The organism is Cupriavidus sp. USMAHM13 (assembly GCF_001854285.1).
In the GTDB taxonomy this organism is placed as follows: domain Bacteria; phylum Pseudomonadota; class Gammaproteobacteria; order Burkholderiales; family Burkholderiaceae; genus Cupriavidus; species Cupriavidus malaysiensis.
In genome coordinates this window covers 3630676-3652319 of the sequence record NZ_CP017751.1, presented here as the reverse complement: position 1 = coordinate 3652319, position 21644 = coordinate 3630676, and the positions used below count along the sequence as shown (strand labels likewise).

The 21644-nt window shown below is 67.1% G+C and carries 19 protein-coding genes; 17 read left to right on the top strand and 2 right to left on the bottom strand.

Features of this window, described 5'->3' with window-relative positions; genetic code table 11:
- Positions 1 to 28 precede the first annotated feature (28 nt).
- From hemC to BKK81_RS16120, 3 genes are read left to right on the top strand one after another with little or no spacing between them, the layout of a single operon-like run.
- Positions 29 to 1063, top strand: a complete 1035-nt coding sequence (gene hemC, locus BKK81_RS16130; protein ID WP_071014953.1) for a hydroxymethylbilane synthase — start codon at positions 29 to 31, stop codon at positions 1061 to 1063.
- A gap of 10 nt (positions 1064 to 1073) precedes the next feature.
- Positions 1074 to 3140, top strand: coding sequence for a fused uroporphyrinogen-III synthase HemD/membrane protein HemX (hemDX, locus tag BKK81_RS16125; protein WP_071014950.1), 2067 nt, complete (start codon positions 1074 to 1076; stop codon positions 3138 to 3140).
- Positions 3141 to 3143: 3 nt separating this feature from the next.
- Positions 3144 to 4334: a heme biosynthesis HemY N-terminal domain-containing protein gene (locus BKK81_RS16120; protein WP_071014948.1), complete on the top strand. Its 1191-nt coding sequence runs from the start codon at positions 3144 to 3146 to the stop codon at positions 4332 to 4334.
- Positions 4335 to 4346: 12 nt separating this feature from the next.
- On the opposite strand, the gene BKK81_RS16115 is transcribed toward BKK81_RS16120, so the two are convergent.
- Entirely contained in the window at positions 4347 to 5873 is a 1527-nt protein-coding gene (locus BKK81_RS16115; protein ID WP_071014945.1) for a cryptochrome/photolyase family protein, read from the bottom strand.
- Positions 5874 to 6061: 188 nt separating this feature from the next.
- Here BKK81_RS16115 and BKK81_RS16110 point away from each other — a divergent pair, with 188 nt between their 5' ends.
- The 7 genes from BKK81_RS16110 (at position 6062) to BKK81_RS16080 (ending at position 11758) form a co-directional block, all read left to right on the top strand.
- Positions 6062 to 6769, top strand: a complete 708-nt coding sequence (locus tag BKK81_RS16110) for a 16S rRNA pseudouridine(516) synthase (RefSeq protein ID WP_071016546.1) — start codon at positions 6062 to 6064, stop codon at positions 6767 to 6769.
- A gap of 115 nt (positions 6770 to 6884) precedes the next feature.
- A complete protein-coding gene (locus BKK81_RS16105) occupies positions 6885 to 7457 on the top strand; it encodes a YqgE/AlgH family protein (protein WP_071016544.1) in 573 nt (190 codons plus the stop codon).
- Entirely contained in the window at positions 7450 to 7914 is a 465-nt protein-coding gene (gene ruvX / locus BKK81_RS16100) for a Holliday junction resolvase RuvX (RefSeq protein WP_071014942.1), read from the top strand. The genes BKK81_RS16105 and ruvX overlap by 8 nt, the downstream gene beginning before the upstream one ends.
- A gap of 69 nt (positions 7915 to 7983) precedes the next feature.
- On the top strand, positions 7984 to 8517 hold the full coding sequence (gene pyrR / locus BKK81_RS16095; RefSeq protein WP_071014940.1) for a bifunctional pyr operon transcriptional regulator/uracil phosphoribosyltransferase PyrR: 534 nt from the start codon (positions 7984 to 7986) through the stop codon (positions 8515 to 8517).
- A 78-nt stretch (positions 8518 to 8595) separates the two neighbouring features.
- Positions 8596 to 9567, top strand: coding sequence for an aspartate carbamoyltransferase catalytic subunit (locus BKK81_RS16090; protein WP_071014937.1), 972 nt, complete (start codon positions 8596 to 8598; stop codon positions 9565 to 9567).
- A 73-nt stretch (positions 9568 to 9640) separates the two neighbouring features.
- Complete coding sequence (locus BKK81_RS16085; RefSeq protein ID WP_071014935.1) at positions 9641 to 10915, top strand: dihydroorotase; 1275 nt, start codon at positions 9641 to 9643, stop codon at positions 10913 to 10915.
- Between the two features lie 12 nt (positions 10916 to 10927).
- On the top strand, positions 10928 to 11758 hold the full coding sequence (locus BKK81_RS16080) for a lysophospholipid acyltransferase family protein (RefSeq protein ID WP_071014932.1): 831 nt from the start codon (positions 10928 to 10930) through the stop codon (positions 11756 to 11758).
- Between the two features lie 49 nt (positions 11759 to 11807).
- On the opposite strand, the gene BKK81_RS16075 is transcribed toward BKK81_RS16080, so the two are convergent.
- A complete protein-coding gene (locus tag BKK81_RS16075) occupies positions 11808 to 12656 on the bottom strand; it encodes a symmetrical bis(5'-nucleosyl)-tetraphosphatase (RefSeq protein WP_071014930.1) in 849 nt (282 codons plus the stop codon).
- A gap of 237 nt (positions 12657 to 12893) precedes the next feature.
- Between BKK81_RS16075 and rfbB the strand changes: the two genes are divergently transcribed.
- From rfbB to BKK81_RS16040, 7 genes are read left to right on the top strand one after another with little or no spacing between them, the layout of a single operon-like run.
- Complete coding sequence (gene rfbB, locus BKK81_RS16070; protein WP_071014928.1) at positions 12894 to 13958, top strand: dTDP-glucose 4,6-dehydratase; 1065 nt, start codon at positions 12894 to 12896, stop codon at positions 13956 to 13958.
- A complete protein-coding gene (rfbD, locus tag BKK81_RS16065; RefSeq protein WP_071014925.1) occupies positions 13948 to 14865 on the top strand; it encodes a dTDP-4-dehydrorhamnose reductase in 918 nt (305 codons plus the stop codon). The genes rfbB and rfbD overlap by 11 nt, the downstream gene beginning before the upstream one ends.
- A 10-nt stretch (positions 14866 to 14875) precedes the next feature.
- Positions 14876 to 15754 (top strand): glucose-1-phosphate thymidylyltransferase RfbA, encoded by an 879-nt coding sequence (gene rfbA, locus BKK81_RS16060; RefSeq protein ID WP_071014922.1) that lies wholly within the window; start codon positions 14876 to 14878, stop codon positions 15752 to 15754.
- A 25-nt stretch (positions 15755 to 15779) separates the two neighbouring features.
- Positions 15780 to 16331, top strand: coding sequence for a dTDP-4-dehydrorhamnose 3,5-epimerase (gene rfbC, locus BKK81_RS16055; RefSeq protein WP_071014919.1), 552 nt, complete (start codon positions 15780 to 15782; stop codon positions 16329 to 16331).
- Positions 16328 to 17158 carry an ABC transporter permease gene (locus BKK81_RS16050; protein WP_231907937.1) on the top strand — a complete coding sequence of 277 codons (831 nt, stop codon included), beginning with the start codon at positions 16328 to 16330 and terminating at the stop codon, positions 17156 to 17158. The genes rfbC and BKK81_RS16050 overlap by 4 nt, the downstream gene beginning before the upstream one ends.
- A complete protein-coding gene (locus BKK81_RS16045; protein ID WP_071014915.1) occupies positions 17148 to 18455 on the top strand; it encodes an ABC transporter ATP-binding protein in 1308 nt (435 codons plus the stop codon). The genes BKK81_RS16050 and BKK81_RS16045 overlap by 11 nt, the downstream gene beginning before the upstream one ends.
- Complete coding sequence (locus tag BKK81_RS16040; RefSeq protein WP_071014912.1) at positions 18452 to 21454, top strand: glycosyltransferase; 3003 nt, start codon at positions 18452 to 18454, stop codon at positions 21452 to 21454. The genes BKK81_RS16045 and BKK81_RS16040 overlap by 4 nt, the downstream gene beginning before the upstream one ends.
- The last annotated feature ends 190 nt before the right edge of the window (positions 21455 to 21644 follow it).

The following is a 21644-nucleotide window of genomic DNA, read 5'->3' as shown; positions in this document are numbered from 1 at the left end:
CGCAGGGGGTGCGTGCTACCATTGCCGGATGCATGCATCCGCCACCCCGCCGTCTACCACCGATACCGCAACTGCTGTGCCGCGCAAGCTCGTGATCGCCTCCCGTGAAAGCCGTCTGGCACTCTGGCAGGCCGAACATGTGCGTGCTGCGTTGCAACAATACTACCCCGCGTGCGATGTGTCCATTCTGGGCATGACCACGCGCGGCGACCAGATTCTAGACCGGACTCTGTCCAAGGTCGGCGGCAAGGGCCTGTTCGTCAAGGAGCTGGAGGTGGCGATGGCCGAGGGCCGTGCCGACCTGGCGGTGCATTCGCTCAAGGACGTACCGATGGAACTGCCGGCGGGCTTCACCCTGGCGGCGGTGATGACACGCGAGGATCCGCGCGACGCGCTGGTCAGCGAGCGCTTCTCCTCGCTCGCAGAGATGCCGCCGGGCACCGTGGTCGGCACCTCCAGCCTGCGCCGCGAAGCGGCCCTGCGCGCGCGCTACCCGCATCTGGAGATCCGGCCGCTGCGCGGCAATCTCGACACGCGCCTGGCCAAGCTGGACCGCGGCGACTACGGCGCCATCATCCTGGCCGCGGCAGGCCTCAAGCGGCTCGGCCTGGGGGCACGCATCCGTGCGCTGCTGGCACCGGAAGAGTCGCTGCCCGCCGCCGGGCAGGGGGCGCTGGGCATCGAGATCCGCGCCGACCGGCCCGGGCTGGCCGCCTGGCTGGCACCGCTCAACGACAACCCCACGTTCCTGGCGGTGGCGGCCGAGCGGGCCGTCTCTCGCGCGCTCGGCGGCTCCTGCCAGGTGCCGCTGGCCGCCCATGCACGCTGGGACGGCACGCAGCTGCGCCTCGATGCCTTCGTCGCGCTGCCGGACGGCACGCGCTGCCTGCGGGCGAGCGCGGCCGGTCCGGCCGCCAGCGCAGCGGAGGCCGAGCGCCTCGGCGCCGGCGTGGGCGATGAACTGCTGGCGCAGGGGGCCGGCGACATCCTGGCCGCGCTGGCCGATCCGGCCGGCCCGGCCGGTTCCGCCGCTGCCCCTGCCCCTTCCGATTCCCCCACCTGAGGTTCGTCGCATGCCTCGCCCGACCGTCGTCGTGACACGACCCGCCGGGCAGTCCCGGCACCTGACCGAGGCCTTGCAGGCCGCGGGCCTGGACGTGCTGGGCTTCCCGCTGCTGGCGATCGGGCCGGCCGCCGACCCGGCACCGCTGCGCGCCGCACTGGCCCGGCTGGCCGACTTCGCGCTGGTGGTCTTCGTCAGTCCGAACGCGATCAGCCATGCGCTGGACGCGCTGGCCGAAGTGCAGGGCGCGGCCGTGCCGCAATGGCCGGTGGGCGTGCCCATCGCGGTGGTCGGGCCCGCCAGCGTCGCGGCACTGGCGCAGCGTGGCATCGGCGCGCCGCGCGAGCAGGTGATCGCGCCGGCGGGCGCCGCCGACGGCGGCGCGGACGACAATGTCCCGGGCGAGCACGCGGCCCAGGGCGGCGAGGCCGCCGACGCGCCGCGCTTCGATTCCGAGGCACTGTGGGCGCAGCTCGGCAGCGCGCTCGACCTGGCGGCGCTGGCCGGGCGCGAGGTGCTGCTTGTGCGCGGCAACGGCGGGCGCGACTGGCTGGCCGAGCGCTTGCGCGAGGCCGGCGCCGAGGTGCAAGCGGTCGAAGCCTACCGGCGGGCCGTGCCCGAGCCCGGCCCCCTGCAATGGCAAGCGGTGCGGGACGGCCTGCGTCCCGGTGCGCCGCCGCAGGCCTGGCTGCTGACCAGCTCGGAAGCGGTGCGCAACCTCGATGCCCTGGCGCGCCAGCACCTGTCGCCGCAGGAACTTGCCTGCCTGCACCAGGTGCAGTGCATCGCGCCGCATGCGAGAATTGCCGAACAGGCCGGCGCACTGGGCTTCGCACGGCTGCTGCGCGCGGCGCCCGGGGACGACGGCCTGCTGGCCGCCTGCCGGCAGTGGGCCGAATCCTATGCGGGCCCGCCCCAGCCCGCGCCGGCAGCGCAGCCGCTGTCGGCAACCTCCATCAAGGTCGAACGCGTGACGCAAGACAACCCGTCCTCCACCGCCTCCGTTCCCGGCTCCGCGGCCGCGCCGCCGGCCGCCGGCAGTTCCCGGGCCAATCCCTGGTGGCTGCTGCTCGTGGTGCTGCTGCTGGCTACCGGCGGCGGCTTCTGGTGGCTTCAGCAGCGCATCGACCACCTGACCCAGGAACTGGCGCGACGCCAGCAGAGCAACGACGCGCTGGTGCAGGAGTCGCGCGTGCTGACGCGCAATGCGCAGGACACCGTCAAGGACCTGCAGGGCAAGGTGGGCGGGTTGGAAGGCGAGGTCGCCGAGACGCGTGACAAGCAGGCCGCCCTCGAGCAGGTCTACCAGGACCTGATGCGCAACCGCGACGACTGGGAGATCGCTGAGATCCAGCAGTTGCTGACCAATGCCGGTCAGCAACTGCAGTTCACGGGCAACGTGCAGGTCGCGCTGGCCGCGCTGCAGAGCGCCGACGCGCGCCTGGCGCGTACCGACAAGCCGCAGTACAACCTGCTGCGCCGGGCCCTCGCGCGCGATATCGCCCGCATGAAGGCGGTGCCCGATACCGACCTGACCGGCGCCGCGATCAAGCTCGACGAAGCCATCAACCAGGTCGACGCGCTGCCGCTGCTGTCGAGCGAGCGCATGCTCGAGCGCAGCGAAGCCGACGCGCGCAAGGCTGCCCGCAAGGCAGCGAAGGACGGCGGCCCGGGCGGCCCGGCGACGCCGGCCCAGCAGGCCGGCCATGCGATCGCCGGCTGGTTCGGCGGCCTGTGGGGCGACCTGCGCGAGGAACTCGCCAGCGTGGTGCGGGTGCGCCGCGTGGACGACGCTGGGGCCCTGCTGCTGTCCGGCGACCAGGGCTGGTTCCTGCGCGAGAACGTCAAGCTGCGCCTGCTCAACGCGCGCCTGGCCCTGCTGTCGCGCAACGAACCGGTGTTCCGCAACGACCTGGCGGCGGCGCAGGCCATGATCGCACGCTACTTCGACGGCCACGCGCGCCGTGTCCAGGGTGTGCAGACCCTGCTCAAGCAGGCGCAGGCCGGCGCCGTCACGGTACAGCTGCCGACCATGGCCGACAGCCTCGGCGCGCTGCACGCGCTCAAGAAGGAGTAGCGCATGCGGCTTCTGTTCTGGGTGGCGCTGCTGTTCGGCGGCGCGGTCGGCCTGGCGTTGTTCACGCAGTTCAACCAAAGCAATGTGGTGCTGTTCTACCCGCCGTACCGGGTCGAGCTGTCGCTGAATCTGGCGCTGGCACTGCTGCTGCTGGTCTTCTTCGTGCTGTGGACGCTGTTCTCGGCGGCGCGGCACCTCTCGGAAATGCCGCGCCGTGCCGCTGCCTACCGTGAGCGCAAGCGCATGTCGGGCGCCCAGGCGGCGCTGCGCGAGGCCATCGAGAACCTGTTCGCGGGCCGCTTCGCCCGCGCCGAGCGCGCGGCACGGGAAGCCCAGGCATGGCCCGCGCAGGCACAGACGGCGGCACTGATCGGCGCGCGCGCGGCGCACCGCATGCAGGAGTCGGAGCGGCGCGACAAGTGGATGGAGCAGGTCACCGATCCGGAGCGCGAGCAGGCCCGGCTGGTGTCGATGGCCGAGCTGCTGGTCGACGCGCGCGATGCCGAGGGCGCGCTGGAGACCATCGCGCAGCTGCAGGCCCAGGGCGGGCGGCAGATCCACGTGCAGCGCATCGCGCTGCGCGCCCACCAGCACCTGAAGAACTGGTCCGAAGTGCTGCGCCTGGCGCGCGCTCTGGAGAAGCGCAACGCCCTGCACCCGGTGCTGGCGCTGCGGCTCAAGCAGATGGCCTGCGAAGCGATGCTGGAGGAACGGCGCCAGGATGCCGAGGCGCTGCAGGACTTCTGGCGTACCCTGTCGGCCGACGAGCGCCGCGCGGTGCGCATCGCCGAGCCGGCGGCGCGCTATTTCGCCGCGCTGGGCAAGCAGGACGAGGCGCGCAAGATCGTCGAGGAAGCGCTCAAGGTGAACTGGGATGCGCGCCTGGTGCAGCGCTACGCCGAGTGTGCGGCGCCTGGCCAGGCCCTGCCGCTGATCCAGCAGGCGGAGAAATGGCTGGTCCAGCATCCGGCCGACGCCGACCTGTACTACACGCTGGGCGTGCTGTGCCTGGGCGAGCAACTGTGGGGCAAGGCGCAATCCAACTTCGAGCGCGCGCTGAAATATGCCGATACGGCGCAGCAGGTGCGGCTGCGCGTGCGTTCCCATCTGGCGCTGGGGCGTCTGTTCGAAGAAACCGACCGGCTCGAGGAAGCGCAGCGCCACTACCGCGAAAGCGCGATGCTGGCGGCCTGAGCGCCATCCGCTTCATGCCTGCGCGCCGGTGCCGGCCGCGCGGGCCTTGACCACCGCATAGCGCTCCAGCGTCTGCCTGCGCGCGACATCGTGCTGCACGATGGGGCGCGGATAGGTCTCGCCCAGGCGCACGCGCGCCGCGGCCAACACGTCGTCCGGCGCGGTCCACGGTGCATGCAGGTACTTGTCCGGCAGCGCCGCCAGCTGGGGCAGGTACTTGCGGATGAAGCGGCCCTGCGGGTCGAACTTCTGCGATTGCGTGACCGGGTTGAAGATGCGGAAGTAGGGCTGCGCATCGCAGCCGCTCGACGACGCCCATTGCCAGCCGCCGTTGTTGGCCGCCAGGTCGAAGTCATTGAGCCGGTCGGCGAACAGCTGTTCGCCGCGCCGCCAGTCGATTCCCAGGTCCTTGCACAGGAAGCTGGCGCTGACCATGCGCAGGCGGTTGTGCATGTAGCCACTCTGCGCGAGCTGGAGCATGGCGGCATCGACGAGCGGGTAGCCGGTGCGGCCATCGCGCCAGGCAGCGAAGTAGTCGTCGGCGAGCGGGCCGTCGAGCCAGCGGATGGCGTCGTAGGCCGGATGGAAGCTGCGGCCCTGCGCCACCTGCGGATGGTGGTGCAGGATCATGAAGTAGAACTCGCGCCAGATCAGTTCCGACAGCCACACAGCGGCGCCGTCGGCATCGGCGCCGCCGCGCAGCGCTGCCTCGTGTGCGGCGCGCGCCAGGGTGCGGATGGAGATGGTGCCGAAGCGCAGGTGCACCGACAAGTAGCTGGGGCCGCGCAGGGCGGGAAAGTCGCGGCGGCGGCCGTAGTCGCCGAGGCGGGCGAGAAAGTCGTCGAACAGGGCATGGGCCCCCTCACTGCCGGGGGGCAGCGGCAGGGCGGCCAGGTTGGTCGGGGCGAAGCCCAGCGCTGCCAGCGATGGCAGCGGGCCGGCATGCCCGTCCACCGGCGCCAGCGCGCCCAGGTAGGGCGCAACCGGGTAGGGCCGCAGGTCGAACGGCTGCAGGGTCTTGAGCCAGGCGTTCTTGTACGGTGTGAAGACCCCGAACGGCCTGCCCTGACCGTTCAGGATCTCGTCCTCCTCGAATACCACCTGGTCCTTGAAGTGGAAGAGGGCGCGCGATTGCGCGGCCAGCGCCGCGGCGACCGCCGCGTCACGCGCGCGGGCGGAAGGTTCGTAGTCGTGGTTGGCGAAGACCGCTTCGGCATCCAGTTCGCGGGCCAGTGCCGGCAGCGCCTCGGCCGCGCGCGCATGGCGCACGATCAGGCCGCCGCCTGCGGCCCGCAGCGCGGCATCCAGCGCGCGCAGCGAGGCCAGGATGAACGCCACGCGCCGGTCGGCCTGCAGGCCGCGGGCGAGCAGGGGATCGAGGATGTCCCGGTCGAGCACGAACACGCACCATACCCGCGCGCAGTGCTTGAGGGCATAATGCAGCGCCGCATGGTCGTCGAGGCGCAGGTCACGGCGAAACCAGACCAGGCCGCGCGCAAAGCGGCGGCCGATCCGATAGGGCTGTCGTGTGGTGGACATGGTCGGTGGCAGCTAGTGTTTCGTGACAACGCATCGCGCGACTGATCGGCGGACTGAGTCAACGAATTTGGGATTCAGGACGCCAGGCTGTCGGCGATGGGCCCGATAACCTACCATAGTGCCGTTGGCGCCGAGGTGCGCCGCGGTTGGCTTTTCCCTGGGGGCGATGGCTCCCGCATGACGACATGATGACACTCGACCGTATTCTCCAATCCCAAGGCTTCGGCACGCGCCGCTACTGCGGCGACCTGGTCTATGCCGGCCTGGTCGAGGTCGACGGCGAGGCCTGCGACGACCCGCGCGCGCGCTTCGAGCCGGAGGGACTGCGCCTGGTGGTGGACGGCGAGGCCTGGATCTGCCACGTCAAGGCCTACCTGATGCTGAACAAGCCGGCTGGCTACGAGTGCTCGCAGCGGCCGCTGCACCATCCCAGCGTCTACACGCTGCTGCCGGTGCCCTTGCGCGAGCGCGGCGTGCAGGCCGTGGGCCGGCTCGACCAGGACACCACCGGCCTGTTGCTGCTGTCCGACGATGGCCAGTTCATCCATGCCCAGACCTCGCCCAAGCGCAAGGTGCCCAAGGTCTACGAGGTGACCACCGCCGAGCCGGTGACGCTGGCGCAGATCGAGGCGCTGCGCAGCGGCGTGCAGCTCGATGACGAACCGGCGCCGCTGGCGGCGGCCGACTGCATGGGCACCGGCGAGCACAGCATGCGCCTGACGCTGGTGCAGGGTAAGTACCATCAGGTCAAGCGCATGGTGGTGGCCGCCGGGAATCACGTGACCGCCCTGCACCGCAGCGCGGTCGGGCCGGTCAGCCTCGATCCCGGCCTGGCGCCGGGCGGCTGGCGCTGGCTGCACGCCGAAGAAGTCGCGCAGTTGACGCGCAAGGATTGAGGGCGCGTCCCGCCCCTGCGCAACCCACCCCATCCCGGAACCGAACCCGGCCGCGCGGCGGCATTGACGCCAAAGTTTTACAGAACAAGCGCGGCGATTTGATAAAATGCAAGGCATGGCGAAGCCCGAAGCCCAGATCAATCTGACCAATCAGTTCCTGATTGCCATGCCAGGCATGGCCGATCCGACCTTTGCGGGTTCCGTCGTCTATGTGTGCGAGCACAACGAACGTGGCGCCCTGGGCCTGGTGATCAACCGGCCCATCGATATCGACATGGGCACGCTGTTCGACAAGATCGACCTCAAGCTCGAGATCCAGCCGGTCGCCAGTCAGCCCGTCTATTTCGGCGGGCCGGTGCAGACCGAGCGTGGCTTCGTGCTGCACGACCCGGTCGGCCGCTATGTCTCTTCGCTGACCGTGCCCGGTGGCCTGGAAATGACCACCTCCAAGGACGTGCTGGAAGCTGTCGCCAATGGCGACGGGCCAAGGCGCTTCCTGCTGACGCTGGGCTATTCCGGCTGGGGCGCCGGCCAACTCGAGGAAGAGTTGTCCCGCAATGGCTGGCTGACCGTCCACTCCGATCCCGAAATCATCTTCAGCATTCCTCCCGAGGAACGCTTCGCCGCCGCCATCCGCCTGCTGGGCATCGACCTGACCATGCTCTCGGGTGAGGCCGGGCATGCCTGAGCAGCCGGGCCTTGGCCGGCCCCGCGACGGTACCGTGCTGGCTTTCGACTACGGCGAGCGCAAGATCGGCGTTGCCCTGGGGAATTTCGTCACGCGCGAGGCGCGCGCCCTGACCATCCTCCCGAACCTGACCGTGGACGGCCGCTTTGCGGCCGTCGCCGCACTGATCGCGGAGTGGTCGCCGGTCCAGCTGGTGGTGGGCATGCCGCTCAATCCCGACGGCGGCGAGCAGCCGTCGATGCGGCTGGCGCGCCGCTTCGGCAACCAGTTGAACGGCCGCTTCGGGCTGCCGGTGAGCTGGGTCGACGAACGCTACACATCGCGCCTGGCGCAGATGGCCGGCGCGCGTCCGGGTGCCCTCGACGCGGAGGCCGCCCGCATCATCCTGCAGCAATATTTCGACCAGCCGGAGGCATGCGAGCGGCCTGACATGCCGCCCGACCGGGGCGGCGCCTGACGGTCGCGCGCCGCTGCCTGCCGAATCTGCGCCTGACCCGCCGATCCGAATACCGACAACCATCCCGCCATGACCCAGTCCTCCACCCCCGACGCCGAAGTGCTCTATCGTTCGCTGCGCGACCAGGTCCAGGCCCTGCTGCCCGCGGCCCCCGAGGCCCGCGCGCAATGGGGCGTGGCCGGCATCCACTCCGGTGGCGCCTGGATCGCCGAGCGCCTCGCCGCCGACCTCGGGCTGGCGGGCCACGGCGTGGTCAATGTCGCCTTCCACCGCGACGACTACGCCAAGAAGGGCCTGCACAGCCAGGCCCAGCCAACCACGCTGCCGTTCGAGGTGCAGGACCGCAACGTATTGCTGATCGACGACGTGCTGGCGACCGGCCGCACCATCCGCGCGGCCGTCAATGAACTGTTCGACTACGGCCGGCCGGCCCGTGTGGTGCTGGCCGCGCTGGTCGACCGCGGCGGCCGCGAGCTGCCGATCGCCGCCGACATCGTGGCCGAGCGCCTGGAACTGCCGCGCGAACGCACGCTGGTGCTGTCGCGCCAGGGCGAGGGCGCCGGCATGCGCTTCGCCTTCGCCACCGAGGCTGCCGCCAGCTGATGTCCCCCCGCGCCCGGCCCACGCTGCCGGTGCGCCGAAGAAGAACCCGACCCGATTCCTGCCCAGGTCCGACCCGCCATGACCAAGATGTTCCGCAACCCGCAGCTGACCAAGAACGGTGAACTGAAGCACCTCTTGTCGATCGAGGGGCTGTCGCGCGAGATGATCACCCACATCCTCGACACCGCCAGCCAGTTCGTCTCCCTCTCCGATTCCGACCGTGAGGTCAAGAAGGTGCCGCTGCTGCGGGGCAAGAGCGTGTTCAACCTGTTCTTCGAGAACTCGACGCGCACCCGCACGACCTTCGAGATCGCCGCCAAGCGCCTGTCGGCCGACGTGCTCAACCTGAACATCAACGCTTCGTCGACCAGCAAGGGCGAATCGCTGCTGGACACCATCAACAACCTGTCGGCGATGTCCGCCGACATGTTCGTGGTGCGCCACGCCAGTTCGGGTGCGCCCTACCTGATCGCCGAGCACGTCGCGCCCCATGTGCACGTGATCAACGCGGGCGACGGCCGCCATGCGCACCCGACGCAGGGGCTGCTCGACATGTACACCATCCGTCACTACAAGAAGGACTTCACGCAGCTGACGGTGGCGATCGTGGGCGACATCCTCCATTCGCGCGTGGCCCGCTCCGACATCCACGCGCTGACCACGCTTGGCGTGCCCGAGCTGCGCGCCATCGGCCCGCGCACACTGCTGCCCTCGGGGCTGGAGCAGATGGGCGTGAAGGTCTTCCACGACATGGAGGCAGGCCTCAAGGGCGTCGACGTGGTGATCATGCTGCGGCTGCAGAACGAACGCATGAGCGGCGCGCTGCTGCCCTCGGCGCAGGAGTACTTCAAGGCCTACGGCCTGACCCCGGAACGCCTGGCGCTGGCCAAGCCGGACGCCATCGTGATGCACCCCGGCCCGATGAACCGCGGCGTCGAGATCGATTCCGCCGTGGCCGACGGCCCGCAGTCGGTGATCCTGAACCAGGTCACCTTCGGCATCGCCGTACGCATGGCCGTGATGGGCATCGTGGCGGGCAACAACGACTGAAGCAGCAGCGAGGCCGCGCCGCACAGGGCGCGAGGCGCAAAGCGAACATAGCGAACACAGCAAGCGACGCGATATGAAGATTCACATCAAGGGTGGCCGCCTGATCGACCCGGCCGGCAACATCGATGCCCGCCAGGACCTGTACATCGCCGCCGGCAAGATCGTCGGCGTGGGCGATGCCCCGGCCGATTTCCATGCCAACAAGACCATCGACGCCAGCGGCCTGGTCGTTTGCCCCGGACTGGTCGACCTGTCGGCGCGCCTGCGTGAGCCGGGCTACGAATACAAGGCCACGCTGGAATCCGAGGTGGCCGCCGCCGCCGCGGGCGGCGTCACCAGCCTGGTGTGCCCGCCCGATACCGATCCCGTGCTCGACGAGCCTGGCCTGGTGGAAATGCTCAAGTTCCGCGCCCGCACGCTGAACCAGACCCATGTCTACCCGCTCGGCGCGCTGACCCTGGGCCTGAAGGGCGAAGTGCTGACCGAGATGTCGCAGCTGACCGAGGCCGGCTGCGTCGGCTTCAGCCAGGCCGAGGCACCCATCCACAACACCCAGGTGCTGCTGCGCGCACTGCAATACGCACAGACCTTCGGCTTCACGGTCTGGCTGCGCCCGGAGGACCCCTTCCTGGGCGGCGGCGTGGCGGCCAGCGGGGCGATCGCCTCGCGCCTGGGCCTGTCGGGCGTGTCGGTGTTCGCGGAAACGGTGCGCCTGCACACCATCTTCGAACTGCTGCGCGCCACCGGCGCCCGCGTGCACCTTTGCCGCCTGTCCACCGCGGCGGGCCTGGAACTGGTACGCCAGGCCAAGCGCGAAGGCCTGCGCGTGAGCTGCGACGTCAATATCCACCACGTCTCGCTGACCGATGTGGACATCGGCTACTTCAACGCGCAGATGCGTTTCACGCCGCCGCTGCGCAGCGCGCGCGACCGCGACGCCATCGTCGCCGCCCTGGCCGACGGCACCATCGACGCGCTGTGCTCGGACCACACCCCGGTGGACGACGACGAGAAGCTGCTGCCCTTCGCCGAGGCAACGCCGGGCGCCACCGGCCTCGAACTGCTGCTGCCGCTGACGCTGCGCTGGGCGCGTGAGCACAAGGTGCCGCTGGCGCAGGCGCTGGCCCGCATCACCAGCGAGCCGGCGCGCGCGGTCGGCCTGCCGGCCGGCACGCTGGCCGTCGGTGCCGCCGCCGACGTGTGCCTGTTCGATCCCGAGCAGGCCTGGAAGGTGGAGCGACGCTCGCTCAAGAGCCAGGGCAAGAACTCGCCGTGGCTGGGCTACGAGATGCAGGGCAAGGTGCGCACGACGCTGGTCGGCGGCCACATCGTGCACGACGCGCACTGACGGGCGACGATCATGGTCTGGCTGCGCAAGCTGGGACTGGTGCTGCACCTGGTGCGGGGGGCACTAACCTGCGCGCTGCTGTTCCCCTGGTTGGGGCCGGCCGCGCGCCAATGGCACATCCGGCGCTGGTCGCGGCGCCTGCTGCGCCTGTGCGGCATCACGGTCGAGCTGCAGGGCGAGCCGCCTGCGACCGGCGCAGGCCATGGCGCGATGGTGGTGTGCAACCACATCTCCTGGCTGGACATCTACGTGATCAACTGCTGGCAGCCGGTGCGCTTCGTCGCCAAGTCGGAGATCCGCAGCTGGCCGCTGATCGGCTGGCTGTGCCAGCAGACCGGTACCATCTTCATCGAGCGCGGGCGCAAGCGCGACGCACATCGCGTGCTGCACGACATCACCGGCGTGATGCGGCAGGGCGACCTGGTGTGCGTGTTCCCCGAGGGTACCACCAGCGACGGCAGCAGCGTGCTGCCTTTCCACGCCAACCTGATGCAGGCCCCGCTCTCGGCTGGTTTGCCGGTGCAGCCCCTGGGGCTGGCTTATCTCGATGCCGCCACGCGGCAGCCGACCCTGGCGCCGGCCTATATCGGCGACCTCAGCCTGCTGCAGTGCCTGAACGCGGTGTTGTCCGCGCCCCCCATCGTCGCGCGCCTGTCGTTCGCCCCGGCCCTGCATGCCGCCTCGGCCAGCCGGCGCGAGCTCGGTGAAGCCGCGCGCGAGGTGGTCATGCACCTGACCCAGGGCGCGCACGAGCAGGCCCATGGCGTGGCCGCACGGGTCAATGGCATGACTGCGGCGGGCACCACGCCCGACGGCGAGGCCGTGCCGGCGCCAGCGCGCTGAAGCGGATGGCGAGGGCCCGCCGCTCCGCCCGGCGCCACCGTGCCGGGACTTACGCCAGCGGGTCGCAGTAAGGCGGGCAGTCCACCTGCACGAGGTCGCGTGCCGACGGGTCGTGCGCCAGGCGCACGGCGCTGAGCCGGCCTCCCCAGACGCAGCCGGTGTCCAGCGCCAGCAGGTTCGGCCGCATCACCAGTCCCAGTGTCGACCAGTGGCCGCAGACGACGGTCACATCGCTGCTGCGCCGCCCTGGCACCTCGAACCAGGGCATGAAGCCCTGCGGCGCACCGTCGGCGCCTTCCTTGGTCTTGAAGTCCATCACGCCCTCCGCGCTGCAGAAGCGCAGGCGTGTCAAGGCGTTGACCACCACCCGCTGCCGTTCGATGCCGCGCAGGCCGTCCTGCCAGCGATCCGCCGTGTTGCCGAACACGTTGGCGAGGAAATCCTGCCAGCCCGGGCCCTGCAGCTGCTTCTCGACCTCGCGGGCCAGTTCCAGCACCTGCGTGGCCGTCCACTGGGGCAGCACGCCCGCATGCACCAGCAGGAAGCCATCCTCTTCCAGGGCGAGCGGCTGATGGCGCAGCCAGTCCAGCAGGGCGTCGCGGTCGGGCGCCGCCAGGATGTCATCCAGGGTGTCACTGCGTCCCTTCTTGCGCACGCCGGCGGCGACCGCCAACAGGTGGATATCGTGGTTGCCGAGCACAGTGCGGGCGCGCGCGCCGAAGCCCTGGATGGCCCTTAGGGTCTGCAGGGAGGCGGGGCCGCGGTTGACGAGGTCGCCGACGAAGCGCAGGGGAGCATCCTCCGGAAGTCGGTTGAGCAGCACATTGAGGGAAGGCAGGCATCCCTGGAGGTCGCCGATGGCGAAAGGGCGGCCGGTTGGGGTGGGCGAGGCGTGCATCGAGAAAGGCCAGAATAGAGCGGGTTATTGTTTGGATGTAGCGACAATAAGTCAGTGTTGCGTTACAACATGGTACAAAAAGTTAGGGGGGTACAGCAGGAGGGGACTGCCTGTCAGATAGAATACCGCCACTTCCAAGCACAAACGGATCCCCGCCAACCCACAATGGAATATGGCGGACGCCCGGCTTTGGCCGGGTTCTCGAACATATATATCGATAGGCAGGGAGCAAAAGAGTTGTCCTATATCTTCGTAACGGGCGGGGCGGGGTTCATCGGTGCGAACTTCGTGCTCGGCTGGCTGCGTGACACAGGCGCGGATGCCGTCGTCAACATCGACAAGCTGACCTACGCAGGCAACCGCAAGACGCTCGCCTCGCTGGAAGGCGACGCACGCCATGTGTTCTCGCAGACCGATATCTGCGATCGCGAGGCGATCGACCGCCTGTTTGCTGCCTACCGTCCGCGCGCGGTCGTGCATTTCGCCGCCGAGAGCCATGTGGACCGCTCCATCCATGGCCCGGCCGAGTTCATCCAGACCAATATCGTCGGCACCTTCACGCTGCTGGAGGCCACGCGCGCCTACTGGGGCGCGCTCGACGCCGATGCCAAGGCCGCCTTCCGCTTCCTGCATGTCTCCACCGACGAGGTGTTCGGCTCGCTGAGCCCCACCGACCCGCAGTTCTCGGAGACCACGGCTTACGCGCCCAACAGCCCGTACTCGGCCTCCAAGGCGGCCTCAGACCATCTGGTGCGCGCCTACCACCACACCTACGGGCTGCCGGTGCTGACCACCAACTGCTCGAACAACTACGGCCCGTACCACTTCCCCGAGAAGCTGATCCCGCTGATGATCGCCAACGCGCTCGCGGGCAAGCCCCTGCCGGTGTACGGCGACGGGCTCAACGTGCGCGACTGGCTCTATGTGGGCGACCACTGCGCGGCCATCCGCGAAGTGCTGGCACGCGGCCGCCTGGGCGAGACCTACAACGTCGGCGGCTGGAACGAGAAGACCAACCTCGACGTGGTGCACACCCTGTGCGACCTGCTGGACGAGCTCAAGCCGCGCGCGGCCGGCTCCTACCGGGATCAGATCACCTTCGTCAAGGACCGCCCGGGCCATGACCGGCGCTACGCCATCGACGCCCGCAAGCTCGAGCGCGAACTGGGCTGGAAGCCGGCCGAGACCTTCGAGACCGGCCTGCGCAAGACCGTGCAGTGGTATCTGGACAACCAGGCCTGGGTGCAGGATGTGATGTCGGGGGAATACCGCAACTGGGTAGCCAAGCAATATGCAGCCTAAGGCTTCCCGCATCCCCACACTCCTTGTCACCGGTTGTAACGGCCAGGTCGGATTCGAGCTGCGCCGCAGCCTCGCGCCGCTGGGCCGGGTGGTCGCACTGGACCGCTCCGGCTGCGACCTGTCGCGTCCGGACGAGATCCGCCGGCGCGTGCGCGAACTGCGGCCGGACGTGATCGTCAACCCGGCGGCCTACACGGCGGTGGACAAGGCCGAAGCCGACGCCGAGACGGCCTTCGCCATCAATGCGACCGCGGCCGGCGTGCTGGCCGAGGAAGCCAAGGTGCTCGGCAGCCTGCTGGTGCACTACTCGACCGACTACGTCTTCGACGGCCGCAAGGAAGGCCCCTACGTCGAGACCGATGCGGTAGCGCCGCAGTCCGTCTACGGCAAGAGCAAGCTGGCCGGTGAACTGGCCGTCGCGGCGACCGGCGCGGCGGCGCTGGTGCTGCGCACCTGCTGGGTGGCCGGCGCGCATGGCGGCAACTTCGCCAAGACCATGCTCAAGCTGGCGCGCGAGCGCGACAGCCTGCGCGTGATCGCCGACCAGTTCGGCGCGCCCACCACGGCCGCATTGATTGCCGACGTGACCGCGCAGATCATCGCGCGGCACTGGCTGTTCGGCGAGCGCGCAGAGTTTGCCGGCGGCATCTACCACCTGGCCGCGGCCGGAGAGACGAACTGGCATGGCTACGCCAGCGAGGTGGTCCGCTATGCCGCCGCCAAGGGCGTCGAACTCAAGGTGGACCCGGCGGCCATCGAGGCGATCCCGGCGACCGCCTACCCGCTGCCGGCGCCGCGCCCGTCCAACTCGCGGCTGGATACGGGCAAGCTGCGCGAGACCTTCGGCATCTATCTTCCGGATTGGCAGCAGGGTGTCCATCTCCTGCTCGATCAGATCCTTACCTGACCAGAACACCATGCGCAAAGGCATTATCCTGGCCGGTGGCTCCGGCACCCGGCTTTACCCCATCACGCGGTCTGTCTCCAAGCAACTGCTGCCGGTGTACGACAAGCCGATGATCTACTATCCGCTGTCCACGCTGATGCTGGCAGGGATCCGTGACATCCTGGTGATTTCCACGCCGGAAGACACGCCGCGCTTTGCGGACATGCTGGGCGATGGCAGCAAGTGGGGCATCAACCTGCAGTACGCGGTGCAGCCCAGTCCCGACGGGCTGGCGCAGGCCTTCATCATCGGCCGTGACTTCATCGGCAACGATCCGTCCACGCTGATCCTGGGCGATAACATCTTCCATGGGCATGACCTGGTGCGCCAGCTGGAGAGTGCCGCCGGCCAGCAGGCAGGCGCCACCGTGTTCGCCTATCACGTGCACGATCCGGAGCGCTATGGCGTGGTGGAGTTCGACGAGGGTTTCCGTGCGCTTTCGCTTGAAGAAAAGCCGCAGAAGCCGCGTTCGAACTACGCGGTTACCGGACTTTACTTCTATGATCGACAGGTTTGTGACATTGCTGCCGATATCAAGCCGTCAGCCCGCGGCGAGCTCGAGATCACCGATGTCAATAAGCACTACCTGGCGCTGGGGCAACTCGACGTGGAGATCATGGGACGTGGCTATGCCTGGCTGGACACCGGCACGCACGACTCGCTGCTGGAGGCGGCCAGCTTCATCGCCACGCTGCAGAACCGCCAGGGGCTGATGGTGGCTTGCCCGGAGGAGATCGCGTACCGCAGCAAATGGATCAGCGCCGAGCAGGTCGAGGCGCTGGCTCAGCCCCTAGCCAAGAATGGCTACGGACGGTACCTGCAGCGTATTGTTTCCGAATCGATCAAGTAAGGCAGCCGTAGATTCCTCGTCCGTCATGAACCTGACAGTCATACCCACAGCCATCCCGGAAGTGCTGATTCTCGAGCCGAAGGTATTCGGCGATGAACGCGGCTTTTTCATGGAGAGCTTCAATGTGCGCGAATTCGAACAGGCCAGCGGCCTGAAGCGCGAGTTCGTCCAAGACAACCATTCGCGCTCGGCGCGCAATGTTCTCCGTGGTCTCCACCTTCAGGTCGAGCATCCGCAGGGCAAGCTCGTCCGTGTGGTGTCTGGCGCGGTATTCGATGTGGCGGTAGATGTTCGTAAGGAATCCCGTACCTTCGGGAAATGGGTCGGCGTGACATTGTCCGGCGAGAACAAGCGGCAGTTGTGGGTGCCGGAGGGCTTTGCCCACGGCTTCGTCGTGACCTCGGAGTCTGCGGACTTCCTCTACAAGACCACAGATTACTGGTACCCAGAGCATGAGCGGAGCATCGCTTGGAATGATCCTGATATCGGTATTCAATGGCCGATTGATGGCGAGCCCGTTCTTTCCGGCAAGGATCAGCAGGCCCTTTCCCTTTCCCAATGGCGGGAGCGATTGTGAGCAAGGCACGCTTTCCGGCGCTAGCGAAACTGGCTGGCCCCTTCGGATCGCTGTTGCGTCACGCGGACCTGGCATATCAGTTGACGAAGCGGGAAGTGGTTGGACGGTATCGCGGTTCCGCGATGGGCTTGTTGTGGTCCCTGTTCTACCCGGTGCTAATGCTGTCGGTTTACACCTTCGTTTTCGGACACGTATTCCACTCCCGCTGGGGCGCGGACTTCGGCAATCCGTCGAATTTCGCCTTGATGGCCTTCTCCGGGATGATCGTACATGGCCTGTTTGCCGAATGCGCATCGCGCGCGCCGGGGCTGATCGTCAGCAACGCGAATTTCGTGAAACGGGTCGTTTTCCCCTTGGAACTGCTGCCTTGGGTGGCGTTGTTCGCAGGGCTGTTTCACGCCCTGATTGGTTTGGGCGTGCTGGTATTGTTCAATCTCATGCTGGGCAATTCACTGAGCTGGACCGTGCTTTTGTTCCCGCTGATTCTGCTGCCTTTCGCTTGCTTCGTGGTCGGGGTGGTCTGGCTGCTCGCCTCGCTCGGCGTCTACTTGAGAGACCTTGGCCAGATCGTCGGGGTGGTGGTCACTGTCGCCATGTTCCTGTCGCCCATGTTCTACCCGGTGTCGGCACTCCCGTCGCGCTTGCAGACTGCGATGCTCATCAATCCGCTTACGTTTCCCATGGAGCAATTGCGCGCGGTCATGATCACCGGCACGCCGCCTGACTGGCATGGGCTCGCAATCTACGCAATTTGCTCACTTGGCGTGGCATGGCTGGGATTCTCTGTCTTCCAGCGCTTGCGAAAGGGTTTTGCCGATGTGCTCTGATGTCGTCATTCGCGCGGACGGCCTTGGTAAGTGTTTCCGCATCTACCAGACGCCGCGTGATCGTCTCATGCAGGCTGTGCGGGGGCGGCTGGCGCGCCTCGCCGGCCGCCCCGCACCCAAGCTCTACCGGGAGCACTGGGCGCTCAGGGATATCTCCTTCACGATTCGCAAAGGCGAGTGTGTCGGATTTCTCGGGAGGAACGGATCCGGGAAGTCGACCTTGCTGCAGATCATCTGTGGAACGCTTGCGGCAACGACGGGCACGGTCGCGGTGCACGGCCGCGTGGCCGCGTTGCTGGAGCTCGGTGCCGGTTTCAATCCGGAGTTCAGCGGCCGCGAGAACGTTTACCTGAATGCGGCGATTCTCGGCTTGTCACGTACCGAAGTGGACGCGGTCTTTCCTCACATCGAGGCGTTCGCCGAGATTGGTGATTTCATCGACCAACCCGTCAAGACATACTCGAGCGGCATGTTCGTGAGGCTCGCTTTCTCCGTTGCTGTTCACGTCGAGCCTCAGCTCTTGGTGGTCGACGAGGCGCTCGCGGTAGGTGACGCCCGTTTCCAGGCGAAGTGCCTCGATAGGATCAAGGCGCTGAAGGAGGCAGGTACCACGATCCTGTTCGTCAGCCATGACGTCGGCGCCGTCCGGACCCTGTGCGATCGAGCCATCTGGCTCGATAAGGGCGAGAAGCGGCTTGAGGGCGATGTGCTGAGCGTCACGGCGCAGTACATGAAATTCCTTTTCGACGACGAGCAGGGGGATCCGGACGCCGGCAGCCCGAAGCAGGCCGTGGAGGCGGCGTCCGAAAAGCGGCATCAGCAAGCCATCAGCCATTGGGGCGAAGCGCTCGGCTGTATCCGCGAGACGGCATTCGTCGATCTCGGATCGAGGGAGACGCTCAATGTCGTTCCCGGCGGTGCCCGCTTCCTGATACGCATCCGCTGTGCAGTGCCCGCCGGCGTGGACGCTTCGGCCATTGGCATTGCCTGGTCGATCAAGAATCTGGCCGGTTCGGACCTGATCGTCTCGACCACGTGGGATAGCGGCCACCGCTTTGATGCGGCTGGCGGAGAGGAGATTTTCGCCGAGTTCGAACTGGTCAACCAACTGGCACCTGGCAATTACATGTTGACCGTGGCCGTCGAGAACAGGGCGGGCGCAACGGTGCGCTATCTGGAGTATATCGAGGGCAGCTTCTACTTCTCCTCGATCTGGCCGACCACAGTCCATGGCATGTTCGTGCCGCAAGTGAAACAAACGCTATCCGTCAACTCTAAGAAGGTCGCCTCGCTGTGAAGGAATCCGACATCAACAGCAAACGCTATTGGGACAATCGGTTCGATACCGACTGGGCGGAGGCGTCCGGCCGTGAGCAGACCAGGTTCTTCTGTGACCTCGCTGTGAAGCACTTGCCGGGTTGGCTGGCTGCGCAGATCCGCGAGCAGGGCCTCTCCGTTTGCGACTGGGGATGCGCCGAAGGGGATGGAACGGAGATTCTGGCCAGGGCGCTTGCCCCGGCGCCTGTGACTGGTGTCGACTTCTCCAGCGCGGCAATCCGGAAAGCCAGCGAAAACTATCCGGGACTCGACTTCCAGGCAGTGGACTACCTCAGTGCCGAAGGCGCGGATCAACGGGTATTCGACGTGGTCTTCACCTCGAATACGCTGGAGCACTTTGCCGATCCGTTTTCGGTGCTGAGACGGCTGGAGCCGCGCATCGGCCGATGGTTGGTCGTGCTGATTCCCTACCGGGAGTTCGAGCGGATTGCGGAGCATGAGTTTACCTTTGATTTCGGCAATACTCCGTTGACGCTGCCGGGCGGGCTCCGCCTAGTCCACGCGGACCTGGTGGACACCAGCATGCACAACCCTTGCTATTGGCCGGGGGAGCAGATGCTGCTGGTCTACGGGCGGCAAGAGCAACTCGTGGGAAGGGATTTCACGCTGGCTGACAATGCGTTCGTCACGCAGTCGACGTACCAGCGCGAGGAGGCGACCCGCAAGCAGTTGGCCAGTGTAACGGCCGAGCGCGGCGAGCTGGAAGCGTCCTTGCAGGACAAGATCCGTGCGATTGCCAACCTCGAACGCAGGCTGGCCGAGTCCGACGAGCGGCTAGGGCAGGCGTTGGCTCTGGCCGAGCAGCGCAGTAGGGAACTGGCGCTGGTCTACGGGTCGCTCTCTTGGAAGGTGACCGGGCCGCTGCGCCTGGTATGGACCCCCTTCGTCAAGGCCAGGCGGACAGCCGGTCGCCTGAAGCGTTTCGTTGCCAGCCAAGGCGGGCTGGCGCAGACCGGCCGGAAGGCGCTCGCCTATTCGCAGAGGGAAGGGGTGGGTGGCCTGCTGCGCCAGATCAAGCGCAAGGCGCTGCCCAAGGCGGCCTTAAGTGGCGCGCGCCTGGATCGCGAAGCGGTGGTCCCTGCCCCTATCCCTCCCGGCACAGGGGAGGACGTGGTGTTCTGGGGCGTCATCGACTGGCACTTCCGCTTCCAGCGTCCGCAGCAGCTTGCGCTGGGGTTTGCGCAGAGAGGCCATCGGGTTTTCTACGTCAGTGCGCACTTGCTTGACCGGGCGGAACCCGGTTTCAGCCTGGAACAGATTCCAGGGCATCCGCAGGTCTACCAGGTTCGTTTCCACGCGCAAGGTGCACAGCCCATCTACGGCCAATTGCCACCAGCCGAGATCCGTGAACAGATCCTGGCCGGACTGCGCGCATTCGCACGGTGGGCGGGTGCCGAGCGCTTTATCTCGGTGGTACAGCATGGCTTCTGGCTGGATTGCGCCCGCAGCATGCCGCGGAACCGGCTGGTCTACGATTGCATGGACCACCATGAAGGCTTCGGCAATGTCTCGCCGGAGATCTTGCGGGCCGAGAAGGAACTCGTCGAGCAATGCGACCTGCTGGTCGTGACATCCGACTGGCTGCGGGATGCCTACCAAGGCAAGAATCGCAATGTGTTCACCGTACGCAACGCCTGTGACTTCGAGCATTTCAGCCAGCGGCCGGACCATGTGTACCGCGATGCGGCAGGACGGAAGATCATCGGCTACTACGGCGCGATTGCCGAGTGGTTCGATATCGAGCTTGTGCGTAAGGTTGCGCAATCCTTCCCGGATTATCTGGTTCAACTGATCGGTGCCGATACCTGCGACGCGAAGTCGCAATTGGCCGACCTGCCCAACGTGGAAATGGTCGGTGAGGTACCGTATGCCAAGTTGCCCCACTATCTGTACGGCTTCGATGTCTGCCTGCTGCCGTTCCGAGTCATTGACCTCACCCTCGCGACCAATCCGGTCAAGGTCTATGAGTATCTCTGCTCGGGCAAGCCTGTCGTGTCCGTCGACCTGCCCGAGATGCGGCAATTCGGCGACCTGGTCAGGACCGCGCCGGATCACGCGTCTTTCGTGGAGCAGTGTGCGCAAGCGTTGACGGCAGTCGAGCCGGCCCAAGCCGTCGAGCGGCGTATCGCATTCGCGTCGGCACAGACCTGGGCGCACCGGGCCGCGGAGCTCGAAGCATCGCTCGCACTGGCAGACTTGCCGATGATCAGTATCATCGTGCTGACCTACAACAATCTGGAGTTGACGCGGAAGTGTCTGGATAGCATCGATCGTTGCACCAAGGACCTGCGTTACGAGATCGTTATCGTCGACAATGCTTCGACCGACGGCAGCCCCGAATATCTGCGTGCATTCGCACAGGGGCGGAACGACGTCAAGCTGGTTCTCAATACGGACAACAAAGGGTTCGCCGCCGGCAATAACCAGGGGCTCGAGGTTGCCGAGGGCGAGTACCTTGTCATCCTCAACAACGACACCGTCGTGACACAGGGCTGGGCCGGCGCGTTGGTGCGGCATCTGCGCGGGGATCCAAGGATCGGCTTGATCGGGCCGGTGACGAACAATATCGGTAACGAGGCCAAGATCCAGATCCGCTATACGGAGCCCGACGAGATGCCGGCCCCCGCGCGGCGCTACACGGACGCGCATCTCGGCAAGGTTTTCGATATCCGTACCGCCGCATTCTTCTGTGTGATGCTGCCACGTTCCACATTCCAAGCGGTAGGTGGCCTCGATGAGGCGTTCGGCCTCGGCTTCTTCGAGGATGACGACTATTGCCGCCGCGTCGAACAGGCCGGGCTGCGTTGCGTCTGTGCCGAGGATGTATTCGTCCATCATCACTTGTCTGCTTCCTTCAACAAGCTGGGAGATCAGCGACGCAAGGCGCTGATGGAGAAGAACCAGCAGATCTACGAGGCGAAGTGGGGGAAGTGGATGCCGCATCGGTATCGAGACTGACCAGCCTTGGTACCGGTCGGCGATCATCGCCGGCCGTACCAGACTCCGGCGGACAGCCCGGGCGTTCCGCAGGCAGGGCGGGGGCGCAAAGAACGTGAGACGGCCAGTCTCAGGCTGGCCTGACCTGCAGGATTGGTATCGGTCCGGGCACCGCGAGATGCGTGATGGGCAGGCTGCACAGGGGTGCAGC

Bases quoted from the DNA above. Each gene is read 5' to 3' on its own strand.
- BKK81_RS16045 (WP_071014915.1), top strand. From the start codon at position 17,148: ATGTGCTCTGATGTCGTCATTCGCGCGGACGGCCTTGGTAAGTGTTTC.
- BKK81_RS16110 (WP_071016546.1), top strand. From the start codon at position 6,062: ATGACACTCGACCGTATTCTCCAATCCCAAGGCTTCGGCACGCGCCGC.
- hemC (WP_071014953.1), top strand. From the start codon at position 29: ATGCATGCATCCGCCACCCCGCCGTCTACCACCGATACCGCAACTGCT.
- BKK81_RS16120 (WP_071014948.1), top strand. From the start codon at position 3,144: ATGCGGCTTCTGTTCTGGGTGGCGCTGCTGTTCGGCGGCGCGGTCGGC.
- rfbA (WP_071014922.1), top strand. From the start codon at position 14,876: ATGCGCAAAGGCATTATCCTGGCCGGTGGCTCCGGCACCCGGCTTTAC.
- BKK81_RS16080 (WP_071014932.1), top strand. From the start codon at position 10,928: ATGGTCTGGCTGCGCAAGCTGGGACTGGTGCTGCACCTGGTGCGGGGG.
- rfbC (WP_071014919.1), top strand. From the start codon at position 15,780: ATGAACCTGACAGTCATACCCACAGCCATCCCGGAAGTGCTGATTCTC.
- BKK81_RS16075 (WP_071014930.1), bottom strand. From the start codon at position 12,656: ATGCACGCCTCGCCCACCCCAACCGGCCGCCCTTTCGCCATCGGCGAC.
- rfbD (WP_071014925.1), top strand. From the start codon at position 13,948: ATGCAGCCTAAGGCTTCCCGCATCCCCACACTCCTTGTCACCGGTTGT.
- hemDX (WP_071014950.1), top strand. From the start codon at position 1,074: ATGCCTCGCCCGACCGTCGTCGTGACACGACCCGCCGGGCAGTCCCGG.
- BKK81_RS16090 (WP_071014937.1), top strand. From the start codon at position 8,596: ATGACCAAGATGTTCCGCAACCCGCAGCTGACCAAGAACGGTGAACTG.
- pyrR (WP_071014940.1), top strand. From the start codon at position 7,984: ATGACCCAGTCCTCCACCCCCGACGCCGAAGTGCTCTATCGTTCGCTG.
- BKK81_RS16105 (WP_071016544.1), top strand. From the start codon at position 6,885: ATGGCGAAGCCCGAAGCCCAGATCAATCTGACCAATCAGTTCCTGATT.
- BKK81_RS16115 (WP_071014945.1), bottom strand. From the start codon at position 5,873: ATGTCCACCACACGACAGCCCTATCGGATCGGCCGCCGCTTTGCGCGC.
- ruvX (WP_071014942.1), top strand. From the start codon at position 7,450: ATGCCTGAGCAGCCGGGCCTTGGCCGGCCCCGCGACGGTACCGTGCTG.
- BKK81_RS16085 (WP_071014935.1), top strand. From the start codon at position 9,641: ATGAAGATTCACATCAAGGGTGGCCGCCTGATCGACCCGGCCGGCAAC.